The following is a 12,194-nucleotide window of genomic DNA, read 5'->3' on the forward strand; positions in this document are numbered from 1 at the left end:
GAGTGATCAAGAATTTCCTGGGGGGATTCATGCGCGATTCGCACCACACCCGCACCGTCCGCACCACCGGCAGAGCCACCCGGCTCGCCCTGCTCGGCACCAGCATCGCCCTGGCCGTCACCGGCATCAGCGCCACCGCCGCCCAGGCGGCGGACGGCGGCTCGGGCGACATCACGATCGACAAGGTCGTCGTCAACGGCGGCAAGCCGGTCGTGGTCGGCACCACCAAGACGGTGTCCGCGAAGGTCTCCGTGACCGCGTCCGACAACTCGGGCATCGCGAAGACCACGTACTTCAGCGCCTTCGGCCCGAACCCCAACTACGCGCAGATCTGGGACGACGAGATCACCTGCGTCAAGGTGAGCGCCACCACGTCGACCTGCTCCGGCACGCTGACGTTCGACCCGCAGGCGTCGACCGGCTTCGTCAACAACAAGGCGGCGGCCACCTGGAACCTCGGCGTTCTGGTGTCCGCCAACGACGCCAACTACATCCACCGGGCCGCGGCGGCCCGGTTCAAGGTCCAGCGCTTCTCGAAGCTGACGGTCAACGCCTCGCCGGAGCCGGTGAAGAAGGGCAAGACCCTCACCGTCACCGGCAAGCTCTCCCGGGCCAACTGGGAGGACAACGCGTACCACGGTTACGCCACCCAGTCGGTGAAGCTCCAGTTCCGCAAGAAGAACAGCTCCACCTACACCACCGTCAAGACCATCAGGACCAGCAGCACCGGTGCGCTGAAGACCACGGTCAAGGCCGCGGCCGACGGCTACTGGCGCTACAGCTTCGCCGGCACGTCCACCACCCCGGCCGTCAACGCCGCGGGTGACTTCGTCGACGTCCGCTGAGTCCCTCCGGCACGTCCCGAACGGTCCCGTGCGGGCTCCGACTGTCGCCGATCCCCTGCGGAATCGTCCGCGATCGGTAACAGCGGAGCCCGCACGGGCGTTCGTATGTCTTCATGGGTGCAGGGCACCGGCGGAGACAGAAAGCAAAAAGGGGCGGGCGACATGGCGAAGCACAAGGGACGGGGATGGCACGGCCGGCTTTTCGGGGCCGCGCTCGGAGTCACGGCACTGGCCGCCGCCACGTCGGTATGGACCGCACAGGCCGACTCCGCCGCAGGGCAGAAGCCGGACGCGAGCGTCTCGTCCCCGGACGCCCGGCACCAGGGCCAGCCCGCCAAGGTGGCGGCCGACATCGCGCACGCCTCGGACAAGGGTGCCAAGGGCGTCAACATCACCATCGACGACGGCCCGGACCCGAACTGGACGCCGCAGGTGCTCCAGCTGCTCAAGGACAACCACGTGAAGGCCACGTTCTGCATGGTGGGCACGCAGGCCCAGGCGTACCCGGACCTGGTCAAGCGGGTCGTGGCGGAAGGCCACCGGCTGTGCAACCACACGGTCTCGCACGACACCTCGATGGACCGTAAGTCCGAGGCGTACCAGTCCCAGGAGATCCTGGACGCCGAGCGCATGATCACCAAGGCGTCCGGCGGTGTCCGCCCCGAGTACTACCGCGCCCCGGGCGGCGCCTTCACCCCGTACAGCCGCCAGCTCGCCGCGTCCCGGGGCATGCGCCCGCTGGGCTGGAACGTCGACACCAAGGACTTCGAGCACCCCGGCGCGGACGTCATGGTCGCCACCGTCAAGCGCGAGATACCCAACGGCCCGACGGTCCTCTTCCACGACGCGGGCGGCGAACGCTCCCAGACCGTGGCCGCCCTCCGCGAGATCCTCCCCTGGCTGCGGCAGCAGGGCTACTCCTACGGCTTCCCGGTCCGATGACCGGACCCCGGCCTCATCGCCGGGTGATCGAATCGGCCGCGCCGAGGTCCTGGCGCATCACGGCGCGAAGCTCGGCCAGCGCGACGTCGAACCGGCCCTCCAGTTCCCGGTAGGCGGGGCTGCCAGCCACCGGGCCTTCCGCCCCGTCCACTCCCTCGGCCAGCAGGTCCCGCGTGTCCCGCAGCACCAGGAACGCGGAGCGCGCCGCGTCCACGACCTCCCGCGGCGCGACGATGGCCATCTGATGACGGATCTCGTACGCCCCCGGTGCCAGGAAGAGCTCCCGCACCCGCTGCGGACGCTCCCGCGCGGGGACGCCCGTCTGCGCGCACTCGTTGAGCGCGGTCCGTATCCGCGAGAGTGCCGCGGTGTAGTCGCCGTACATCTGGCGCCGTACGTCGAGGCTCTGCCCGGCCCGGTCCCTGCGCCATCTCAACCGGTCGGTGACCAGCGTGGAACCGACCCCGATCACCGCACCGAGCGCCGTACTGACCGGCGATACCCACTCCATGCCGACCGGACCAGCCTTCCCTCAGTGGTGCCAGGGCAGTCGGACCGGACTCACCGGTATCCGCCCGGCCACGAGCCCGGCCGTGAGTCCGGCCAGACCGAGGGGATAGACCGTCTCATCGGTCGCCGCCAGGTCGGCGACCGGCCACCAGCGGTACCCGGCGTGGTACGTGCGCTCGTCCTCCTCCAGGCCGGACACATCGACCCGGTGGCTCCTGACGCGCAGGTGGAAGAAGACGTCCCGGAAGATCCCTTCGGCCCATCCGAGGTCCGCGTATCCGGAGGTCTCCGCGACCACCGCGCCCAGCGTCCCCGGCTCCACGGACAGACCTGTCTCCTCGCGCAGCTCGCGGGCCGCCGTCTCCGCCAGGCTCTCCCCGGCCTCGACGCCGCCCCCGGGCGCGCACCATCCGTGGCCGCCCCCGGGGACGTCCGGGTCGACCCAGAACTTCAGCAGGAGCAGGCGGTCCCGTTCGTCGGTCAGGAGAACGCGGGCGGATTCTCGGCGATAGCTTCCCCCGTCAGACATGACGGCAGCGTATCCGGGCGAGGCGGCGAACCAAAGGGCGCGCGGACCTGGCGGTTCGGAGGAAGCGGGAACAGGCAAGTCCATTGGTACAGCAGTGAGTTGATGGGCGCGTGAACCTCCCGGGGCGGCACACGCTGATCCGCGCCCCCGAGCCCGCCGGGCAGGCCCGGCCCGGCCCGCCTCAGAGCGGGCGCGCTCCTGGGCTGTCGCGCAGGTGGAGCGTCCCGGCGGGGACGCCCACGGTCCGCAGGAGGCGGACGCCCTCGGTGTCCGCGGCGGCGGGCGGGAAGGCGGTGGCGGGCAGGGTCACAAGACGGTCCTCACCGAAGAGGCCGACGAGCTCGCCGCGGGTGACCTCGAACAGCACGGGCAGAACTCCGGAACTCCGGAACTCCGGAACTCCGGACTCGACGGCGCCGACAGCGACCGTCACGGCTATGGCTACGGCCCCGGCCCCGGCCCCGGCGACGCTCATGGAACCCGCCGTACACGGGATCGTACGACCCACACCCCTTAGGCGGCGGAACCCTCCGGATAGGGTAATGGGCGGATAAAGAGATCACCAAGTGCGTCAAGAGCCGCCGCACCCTCGGGAGGAAGCCATGGGAACCCACCGCACCACGCTGCCCGGAGTCGGTGTGCAGTACGACTACACGACCGAGTCGGGCCAGCACATCTCCGTCGTCGTCCACCACGACGGGCGCCGGTTCATCGGCTTCTACGACCAGGACGATCCTGATTCGTGCCTGCTCTCGGTACCGCTGACACCTCAGGAGGCCACCGGCCTCGCCCACCTCATCGACTCGGCGCCCATCGACGCCGTACGGACCGAGGGCATCGACCTGGTCACCGAGCACATCCCGCTCGGCACGCGGTCCCCGTACGGCGGCCGGCTGCTCGGGGAAACCAAGGCGCGCACCAGGACGGGCGCCTCGATCGTGGCCGTGCTGAGGACCCACAGCGCGCACCCGTCCCCCGGGCCGGACTTCCGGCTGGCCATCGGGGACACGCTTGTAGTCGTCGGAACACGTGAGGGCGTCGACACGCTCTCCGAGATCATCGCGGAGGGCTGACCGTGCACGACACGACCGCACTGCTGGTGGAGCTGGGCTCCGTCATTCTGGGGCTCGGACTGATCGGGAGGTTCGCCGGACGCGTCGGCCTCTCCCCGATCCCGCTCTACCTGCTGGCCGGGCTCGCCTTCGGCGAAGGCGGGCTCCTGCCGCTGGGGGCCAGTGAGGAATTCACCGCCGTCGGCGCCGAGATAGGCGTCATCCTGCTGCTGCTCCTGCTCGGACTGGAGTACAGCGCGTCGGAACTGGTCACCAGCCTCAAGACCCAGTACCCCTCCGGGGCCGTGGACTTCGTACTCAACGCGACCCCGGGAGCGGTGGCCGCCCTGCTGCTCGGCTGGGGTCCGGTGGGGGCGGTCGCCCTGGCCGGGGTCACCTGGATCTCGTCGTCCGGGGTCATCGCCAAGGTGCTCACCGACCTCGGACGGCTCGGCAACCGGGAGACGCCCGTCATCCTCGGTGTGCTCGTCATCGAGGACCTTTCGATGGCCGTCTACCTGCCGCTGCTCACCGCGATGGTGGCGGGCGTGGGCTTCGCCGGGGGCAGCGTCGCGCTGCTCATCGCGCTCGGCACGGTCGGGCTGGTGCTCTACCTGGCGCTGCGGCACGGACGGCTGATCAGCCGGGCGGTGTCCTCGGACAACCCGGAGATGCTGCTGCTGGTGGTGCTCGGGCTGACCGTGCTGGTCGCCGGGGTCGCGCAGGAGCTGAAGGTGTCCGCCGCGGTCGGCGCCTTCCTGGTCGGGATCGCGCTCTCCGGCGAGGTCGCCGAGGGGGCCCGCAAGCTGCTGACGCCGCTGCGCGACCTGTTCGCCGCCGTCTTCTTCGTCTTCTTCGGACTCTCCACCAACCCGGCCGAGATCCCGCCGGTGCTGCTCCCCGCCGCGCTGCTCGCGATCACCACCGTCTTCACCAAGATAGCCACGGGGTGGTACGCGGCCAAGCGGGCCGGAATCGGTTCGCGCGGCCGTTGGCGGGCCGGTGGAACGCTCGTCGCGCGCGGTGAGTTCTCCATCGTCATCGCCGGTCTCGCCGTGGCGACCGAGCCCCGGATCGGGCCCATCGCCACCGCCTACGTCCTCATCCTGGTCATCGCCGGACCGCTCACGGCCCGCTGGACCCAGCCGGTCGCGGCCCGGATCGAGGCGTGGCGCGCCGGGAAGGCACGGGCCGCGGGGAAGGACCGCGCGGGTTCTGGTCGTTCCGGTGGCTCCGGCGACTCCGGTGGCTCCGGCGACTCCGGCGTCGAGGCGGGGAGCGTACGCCCGGAGCCCGTCGCCGCGCAGGGAGATCTCGCTCCCGCCGCCGACCAGGCCTGACCCCTGGCACCGAAGCCGGACTCTCTCCGCCGGATTCCCGACCCGGATTCCCGGCGTCTGATGCCCGCGTCATCGCCGCGACCCCGCCGCGAGCCGTACGTCTCCGTACGGTTCAGAGCGGGGTCGCCGCGCGCAGGATGCCCACCAGAGTCACGGCCGCGTTCAGCGAGGACAGCGCCGAGACCGCCGTGCCCACCGTCGCGATCAGCGCCGCGAGGGCGACATGGGCGGAGGACGGCGGCCACAGCCGGACCGGCTCCACCGGGGCGAGCAGCGCCGCGACCCGGCGCGGCACCGGGCCCGCCGGGGACGCGAAGGCGGCGAACCCCGCGGAGACGTCCGGCCCCCGGTGGGAGTACAGCGCCGCCTTGCCCACCGCGATCGCCACCACCCGCCGGTCACCGACCGCGCAGGCGGCTTCCTCGTCCGCCCACCGCTCGGTGCTGAACGACACCGCGGTGCGCAACGGCCGCAGGAACGGATGAGCGCGCGCCGCCAGTTGGACGGCCAGCAGATAGCGGTGGTGCCCGGCCGCGAGGTGGGCCCGCTCGTGGGCGATCAGGGCGCGCCGCTCCCGGGCGTCCAGGCACGCGGCCATCGCGGTCGAGACGACGACCCGGCCCGGACCGCCCGGCAGCGCGTAGGCGTACGGCTCCGGGTCCGGGAGCACCGCGACACCGTCCCTGACGACGGAGGGCGCGGCGGCCAGCGCCCGGCCCGCCCGCACCCGCAGCCGCACATGGCGGACCACCGTCCGTCCGCAGGCCACCAGCACCACGGCCAGCGCCCCGATCGCGACGACGCCCGCCTTCTCCTCGTACGGCACCGCCTCCCGCACCTCCGGGTCCGACCAGCTGTCCGGCAGCGGGTTGCCCGGCAGCTGGGCGGTGCCCACCACCATCAGCAGGCCCAGGCAGAGCGTGCTGCACAGGGCGAGCAGCGCGCCGACGACGGCCAGCAGCCGGGTCGCGATGCGCGGGTGCAGATGCTGTTCGGCCAGGCGCGCGATCGGCAGCGCGGTCAGCGGCAGCACCAGCGGCAGACAGACGAAGACACCCATCGGCGGGCTACAGGCCTTCCGTGTCGCGGGGGCCGGACGGATCGTCCGGCCCCGGCAGATCGCCCGGCCCCGGCAGATCGTCGGGGGCGGAGGGTTCGTCGGGGGCGGCTGCCCTCGCGAGCAGCGCGCGCAGGCGTTCCTCGTCGCCCGGGGAGAGGGCCGAGACGAAGCGGGCGAGCACGGCACCGCGGTCCCGTTCTCCGTCCAGCACCCGGCGCATCCGCAGGGCCGCGAGACCGGCCTCGTCGGAGGCGGACGTCCAGGTGTAGGAACGGCCCTCGCGGGTCCGGGTCACGGCCTTCTTCGCGTAGAGGCGGGAGAGGATCGTGATGACGGTGGTGTAGGCGAGGTCACCGTCCAGGCGTTCCTGGACCCAGCCGGCCGTCGCGGGTCCGTTCGCGGACCGCAGCACGGCGAGGACCTGGGCCTCCAGTTCGCCCTGGCCGCGCCGGGGCGGCTTCGCGTCGGCGGGGAGCCGGGGCGGGGTGGCGGGGAGGCGGCCAGCGGCGCCGGGAAGCCCGTGCGGGGCTCCGGGCACTCGGCCGGGTCGTGGTTCGTTGTCCGGAGGGTGGCCGGGCCTGGCCGAGTCCATCGGGGGTCCGCCCTTCTGCGCTGCCGCGTTCACCGCGGTGTCGCAGCATCCTACTGACCACCGGTCAGGGAACACAGCGGGTACATCTGCTGCTAACTTCTACACGTCTGTAGAGTTGGACTCCCGTCCGGCACCGCGCCGCAAGGCGAGCCGCAACGCAACGTATGGAGACGACATGGCACTGTGGGACCGGATCAAGGAATCCGCTTCGTCGATGCAGTCGCAGCTGGAAGCGAAGAAGAACGACCTGAAGAGCGGGGCGTTCCGCGACGCGAGCATGGCCATGTGCGCCCTTGTCGCCGCGGCCGACGGTTCCGTCGACCCCTCCGAGCGCCAGCGCGTCGCCTCCCTGATCGCGGGCAACGAGGTCCTGCGGAACTTCCCGGCCGACGACCTCCAGCGCCGCTTCAACGAGTACGTCGACAAGCTCACCGCCGACTTCGCCTTCGGTAAGGTCAGCGTTCTCCAGGAGATCGGCAAGGCGAAGAAGAAGCCCGCCGAGGCCCGCGCCGTCATCCAGATCGGCATCGTCATCGGCGGCGCCGACGGCGACTTCGACAAGTCGGAGCAGGCCGTCGTGCGCGAGGCGTGCTTCGCGCTCGACCTCCCTCCGCACGAGTTCGACCTGTAGGCCCCGGCCCACCCGCCCCCTTCCGTTTCTCCTTCCGTCCGCCGGACCGGCCCGTCGCCGAGTCCGGCCCCGGATCGCCGGAGCAAGCGCGGCCGACTGACCATCGGTCCGCGCCCGGCAGGCCGGGGACGCGCGACTCCCCCCTGCGCGTCCCCGGCCACCTTTCGTTCTGCCGGGCCTCGGGCCCGTTGCCCTGCCGGGCCTGCAGTTCTGCCGGGCCTTCCCTTCCGCCGGGTCCGTCGTTCAGAGCTCGTTGGTCGGCCAGTCCAGCAGCCGGGCGCCGATGACCGCCGTCTGGAGGGCGTAGCGGTGCATCGGGTCGGCGGGGTCGGAGCCGGTCAGCTGGTGGATGCGCTCCAGCCGGTACGTCAGCGCCCGCACGCTCAGCGAGAGCCGACGGGCCGTCTCGGCGGCCACACATCCCGCGTCGAAGTAGACGTTGAGCGTCTTCAGCAGCGGCTCCGCGCCGCCCCGGGCCTTCTGGAGCGGACCCAGCTCGCTGCGCACCAGGTCCGCCATCGCCTGCCGGTCACGGGTCAGCACCGGGTAGACCAGCAGGTCCGCCGCGTACAGCACGGGGTCCTCCAGATCCATACGCTCCGCGAGGTCCAGCGCCTCCAGCGCCTCGTCGTAGGAGTGGACCACCCCGCCGGGACCGTGGTGCGGGCGGCCCACCGCGACCCGTCCGCCGTCCGTCGCCGCGTGCGACTGCTTGGCGAAGTACCGCAGCACGTCGGGCTGGCTGCCCGGTGCGATGCAGACCAGCCGCCCGTCCTTCGTCGTGAGCAGGATCTTGCGGCCGCTGAAGCGGGTGAGCAGCGCCGTCTCGACCGTACGCGGCACGGAGTCGGTCTCCGTGTACGCCTCCGGGCCCGTCGCCACCGCGACCGCGTGGGCGCGCGAGAGCCGCAGCCCGAACCGGGTGGCCCGCTCGGCGAGCCGCCCCAGGTCGCTCCGCCCGTACAGCAGGTCGTCGATGAACTCGCGGCGGGCCGCCTCCTCGCGGCGCACCGTCATCCGCTGGGCCCGCTCGAAGCCCTCCGCGAAGGCGTCCACCGCCTGCTCGACCGCCGCCAGCACCGAGTCCGTGGACGCGGCACCGGCCCCGGGACCGAGCGGCCAGGCGGCGCGGGTCTCCACCAGATGACGCGAGACCAGGGCCCGCAGCTGGAAGCCGTCCTCCGCGGCCCCCTTGCCCAGCAGCCGGTGGCCCTCCAGCTCGTCCCGCGTCAGACGGCGGCCGGTGGCCGCCACATCAGCCAGGATGCGGGCATAGTCCCCCAGAACCCCATCAGGAATCACCGGCTCCTGCACGCACTCTCCTCCAGTCCTGACACGGCATTGACACACCTGTTCAACGCATACCCTCCGGTGCCGGTGCCCGGCATCAACGAGGAGTAAATATTGCCGGATTCCGGCAATGTTTTGGCTCGCCCCCCATGACACGATCCGGTCAGCACCAACCGGGGGAAACACGGGGGGACACGGGGGAAGACCCGGCTGCTGCGGCGTTGTTTCAGGCTGCGCCGCGGCATCCGGGCCCGCACCGGCCACCCCGCCAGTCAAGGGGGCCGAAAGATGCGGGAGTTCCTGAACGCGGCAACTTCCTTTCCCGCCGTGCTGTTCGGTGCCGCCCTCGCCGTCGTCGTCGCCTTCTGGCTCCTGGTCCTGGCCGGCACGGCCGACCACCACTCCTTCGACGGCGACCTCGACACCGATCTGGCCGGGGCCGGCGGGGTGCCGGTCACCGTCTCGGTGTCCGTGATCACGGCCGTCGGCTGGTTCGCCGCGCTCACCGGTACGGTCCTGCTGCACCGCTCCACCGCCACGGGCCTCACCCGGGCCGTGCTGGCCGGTGCCGTGCTCGTCGGGGCGCTGCTGCTCGGGCTGATCGTCCTGCGGGTGCTGGTGCGCCTCTTCCGCCGCCGCTTCCCGGACGAGCCTCCGCCATCGCGCCAGGACTTCCTGGGGCGGGTGTGCACGGTCCGTACCGGCTCGGTCAGCGATGACTTCGGGCAGGCCGAGGTCGCCGCGGACGACGGCTCCACCGCGATCGTCCAGGTCAGGCTGCTCGCTGCGGCGGACCCCGCGGCCCTGACCGCGGGCAGCGCCGGGCTGCTGTACGCGTACGACGAGGAGGGCGAGTTCTTCTGGGTCTCGCCCTACGACAAGGCCCTGGACCCGGGCCCGCCGACGCCCCGACCACGCGGGGCGAAGCGCCGCACCGGCTGACCGTCCGCGCCGCACACGTGCCGGGCCGGGCCGCCGTTCGCCTTCGCCACCACCGTCATCACCGTCGTCACCGCTGTCACCGCTGTCGGGCCGCCGTCGCTGCCGCCGTCCCGCCGCGCGGGCGGCAGGATGCCGCCGCCGGGGCCGTCGCGCCCCTCACCCCTTCCTTCCTCACCAGCCGTCAAGGACTGTCATGGATGCCATCACCCTGGGCTTCGGTGTGCTCGTCGCCGTCGTCCTGCTCATCGCCGTAGCGCTGCTCCTCGTCCTCACCCGGCTCTTCCGCAAGGTCGAGCAGGGCAAGGCGCTGATCATCTCCAAGACCAAGAAGGTCGATGTCACCTTCACCGGCGCCGTCGTCCTCCCGGTGCTGCACAAGGCCGAGACCATGGACATCTCGGTGAAGACCATCGAGATCCGCCGCACCGGGCGCGAGGGGCTGATCTGCCAGGACAACATCCGCGCCGACATCCACATCACGTTCTTCGTCCGGGTCAACAAGACCGTCGAGGACGTCATCAAGGTCGCCCAGTCCATCGGTACCGGGCGGGCCAGCGACGAGGCGGCGATCCAGGAGTTCTTCGGCGCGAAGTTCGCCGAGGCGCTGAAGACCGTCGGCAAGCAGCTGGACTTCGTCGACCTCTACACCAAGCGCGAGGAGTTCCGGGACCGGATCATCCGGGTCATCGGCACCGACCTGAACGGCTACCACCTCGACGACGCGGCGATCGACTTCCTTGAGCAGACGCCGATGAAGCAGCTCGACGGCGCCAACATCCTGGACGCGCAGGGCATCCGGAAGATCACCGAGCTGACCGCGATCGAGCACGTCCGCACCAACGAGTTCCAGCGCAGCGAGCAGAAGGAGATCACCCGGCAGGACGTCGACGCCCGGGAGACCATCCTGGAGCTGGAGCGCCGCCAGGCCGAGGCCGAGATCAAGCAGCGCCGCGAGGTCGAGACGCTGCGGGCCCGTGAGGAGGCCGCCACCGCCAAGGTCCAGGAGGAGGAGCGGCTCGGCGCCCAGGCCGCGTTCATCCGTACCGAGGAGCAGCTGGGCATCCAGCGGGAGAACCAGGCCCGGGAGATCGCGGTCGCGCAGAAGAACCGTGAGCGGGTCATCGCCGTGGAGAACGAGCGGATCGAGAAGGACCGGCTGATCGAGGTCATCGGCCGCGAGCGGCAGACCGAGCTGGACCGGATCGCCGCGACCAAGGAGGTCGAGGCCGAGCGCCGCGAGGTCGCCGATGTGATCCGGGAGCGGATCGCGGTGGACCGCACGGTCGCCGAGCAGGAGGAGTCCATCAGGACGCTGCGGGCCGTCGAGGAGTCCGAGCGCACCCGCCGTTCGGTCATCATCGCCGCCGAGGCGGAGGCCCAGGAGAAGCTGGTCAAGGACATCAAGGCGGCCGAGGCCGCCGAGGCCGCCGCCACCCACCTGGCCGCCGAGCAGCTGACGCTCGCCGAGGCCCGGCTGAAGACCGCGGAGCTGGACGCGCAGGCCAAGCTGCGGCTCGCCGAGGGCGTCCGGGCCGAGACCGCCGCCCCCGGCCTCGCCGGGATACAGGTGCGCGAAGCAGAGGCCGACGTCATCGAGAAGGCCGGTCGCGCCGAGGCCGAGGCCACGTCCGCCCGGCTCAGGGCGGAGGCCGAGGGCGCCCGGCTCAAGGCTCTCGCCACCGCCGAGGGCACCCACGCACAGGCCACCGCCGACGCGGCGGCGATCGGCGAGAAGCTGAAGGCCGAGGCGGCCGGGCTCACCGAGAAGGCCGCCGCGATGGCGGCGCTGGACGACGCCTCGCGCGGCCACGAGGAGTACCGGCTGCGGCTCGCCGCCGAGAAGGAGATCCGGCTGGCCGGTCTCGACGTGCAGCGACAGGTGGCCGAGGCCCAGGCGACGGTGCTGGCCACCGGCCTGGAGAACGCCGACATCGACATCGTCGGCGGGGAGTCGGTCTTCTTCGACCGGCTGGTCTCGGCGGTCTCGATGGGCAAGAGCTTCGATGGGTTCATGGCGAACTCGGACACCGCGAAGGCCCTCGCCGGGCCGTGGCTGGACGGCACCTCGTCGTTCACCGACGACCTGACCCGGGTGCTCGGCTCGGTCTCCACCGGCGACGTGCGCGACCTGACCGTGTCCGCGCTGCTGATGCGGATGATGAAGTCGCCGGGCGCCGGGGCCACCGCCGGGCAGGTCCAGCAGCTGCTGACCGCCGCCCGGGAAGCGGGCCTCGCCGACCTCCCGGCCTCCGCGCTCACCGGCGCCCCGGAGGCCGCCCCCGTCCCCGTCCCCACCGCGCGGAACGGATCGGCCCCGGCCGTCTGACCCGCCCGTGCCGGGCCCGCCCACCACCGGACGGGCCCGGCACCGGGACGCGACAGGACCCGCGCGTACGCCAGGACGCGTCCGGTCCGCACGTGCCACGGACCGCTCCGGGCCACGCCCGGCCCAGCCGCTCCG

General features: G+C 72.0%; 12 protein-coding genes and 1 pseudogene. 7 read left to right on the forward strand and 6 right to left on the reverse strand.

Translation table 11 applies throughout. The features are described 5' to 3' along the window. The first annotated feature begins 29 nt into the window (after positions 1 to 29). Together ACFVWY_RS00705 and ACFVWY_RS00710 are read left to right on the forward strand one after the other, a co-directional pair. On the forward strand, positions 30 to 845 hold the full coding sequence (locus tag ACFVWY_RS00705; RefSeq protein ID WP_389866302.1) for a calcium-binding protein: 816 nt from the start codon (positions 30 to 32) through the stop codon (positions 843 to 845). Positions 846 to 1,007: 162 nt separating this feature from the next. Further along, on the forward strand, positions 1,008 to 1,787 hold the full coding sequence (locus ACFVWY_RS00710; protein ID WP_389865686.1) for a polysaccharide deacetylase family protein: 780 nt from the start codon (positions 1,008 to 1,010) through the stop codon (positions 1,785 to 1,787). A gap of 13 nt (positions 1,788 to 1,800) precedes the next feature. Here the strand turns inward: ACFVWY_RS00710 and ACFVWY_RS00715 are convergent, their stop codons facing one another. From ACFVWY_RS00715 to ACFVWY_RS00725, 3 genes and pseudogenes are all read right to left on the reverse strand, one after another. Beyond that, entirely contained in the window at positions 1,801 to 2,298 is a 498-nt protein-coding gene (locus tag ACFVWY_RS00715) for a hypothetical protein (RefSeq protein ID WP_389865688.1), read from the reverse strand. 21 nt (positions 2,299 to 2,319) lie between these two features. Further along, a complete protein-coding gene (locus ACFVWY_RS00720; RefSeq protein WP_389865691.1) occupies positions 2,320 to 2,826 on the reverse strand; it encodes an NUDIX hydrolase in 507 nt (168 codons plus the stop codon). A gap of 184 nt (positions 2,827 to 3,010) precedes the next feature. Then, positions 3,011 to 3,193, reverse strand: a pseudogene (locus ACFVWY_RS00725) (SUKH-4 family immunity protein); the annotation flags it as partial. A 235-nt stretch (positions 3,194 to 3,428) separates the two neighbouring features. On the opposite strand from ACFVWY_RS00725, the gene ACFVWY_RS00730 reads away from it, so the two are divergent. Both ACFVWY_RS00730 and ACFVWY_RS00735 read left to right on the forward strand, forming a co-directional pair. Then, positions 3,429 to 3,899 (forward strand): cation:proton antiporter regulatory subunit, encoded by a 471-nt coding sequence (locus ACFVWY_RS00730; protein WP_389865692.1) that lies wholly within the window; start codon positions 3,429 to 3,431, stop codon positions 3,897 to 3,899. Between the two features lie 2 nt (positions 3,900 to 3,901). Then, complete coding sequence (locus ACFVWY_RS00735) at positions 3,902 to 5,218, forward strand: cation:proton antiporter (protein WP_389865694.1); 1,317 nt, start codon at positions 3,902 to 3,904, stop codon at positions 5,216 to 5,218. A gap of 112 nt (positions 5,219 to 5,330) precedes the next feature. Here ACFVWY_RS00735 and ACFVWY_RS00740 read toward each other — a convergent pair whose 3' ends face one another. Next, positions 5,331 to 6,278: a M56 family metallopeptidase gene (locus ACFVWY_RS00740; protein ID WP_389865696.1), complete on the reverse strand. Its 948-nt coding sequence runs from the start codon at positions 6,276 to 6,278 to the stop codon at positions 5,331 to 5,333. Positions 6,279 to 6,285: 7 nt separating this feature from the next. Further along, on the reverse strand, positions 6,286 to 6,816 hold the full coding sequence (locus ACFVWY_RS00745) for a BlaI/MecI/CopY family transcriptional regulator (protein WP_389865697.1): 531 nt from the start codon (positions 6,814 to 6,816) through the stop codon (positions 6,286 to 6,288). 229 nt (positions 6,817 to 7,045) lie between these two features. Here ACFVWY_RS00745 and ACFVWY_RS00750 point away from each other — a divergent pair, with 229 nt between their 5' ends. Further along, a complete protein-coding gene (locus ACFVWY_RS00750) occupies positions 7,046 to 7,501 on the forward strand; it encodes a tellurite resistance TerB family protein (RefSeq protein WP_389865699.1) in 456 nt (151 codons plus the stop codon). A 243-nt stretch (positions 7,502 to 7,744) separates the two neighbouring features. Here the strand turns inward: ACFVWY_RS00750 and ACFVWY_RS00755 are convergent, their stop codons facing one another. Next, positions 7,745 to 8,815 carry a PucR family transcriptional regulator gene (locus ACFVWY_RS00755; RefSeq protein WP_389865701.1) on the reverse strand — a complete coding sequence of 357 codons (1,071 nt, stop codon included), beginning with the start codon at positions 8,813 to 8,815 and terminating at the stop codon, positions 7,745 to 7,747. A gap of 264 nt (positions 8,816 to 9,079) precedes the next feature. On the opposite strand from ACFVWY_RS00755, the gene ACFVWY_RS00760 reads away from it, so the two are divergent. Both ACFVWY_RS00760 and ACFVWY_RS00765 read left to right on the forward strand, forming a co-directional pair. Beyond that, positions 9,080 to 9,733: a hypothetical protein gene (locus tag ACFVWY_RS00760; RefSeq protein ID WP_389865702.1), complete on the forward strand. Its 654-nt coding sequence runs from the start codon at positions 9,080 to 9,082 to the stop codon at positions 9,731 to 9,733. Positions 9,734 to 9,926: 193 nt separating this feature from the next. After that, positions 9,927 to 12,059 (forward strand): flotillin family protein, encoded by a 2,133-nt coding sequence (locus tag ACFVWY_RS00765; RefSeq protein WP_389865705.1) that lies wholly within the window; start codon positions 9,927 to 9,929, stop codon positions 12,057 to 12,059. The last annotated feature ends 135 nt before the right edge of the window (positions 12,060 to 12,194 follow it).

This window comes from Streptomyces sp. NPDC058195 (genome assembly GCF_042883525.1).
In the GTDB taxonomy this organism is placed as follows: Bacteria; Actinomycetota; Actinomycetes; order Streptomycetales; family Streptomycetaceae; genus Streptomyces.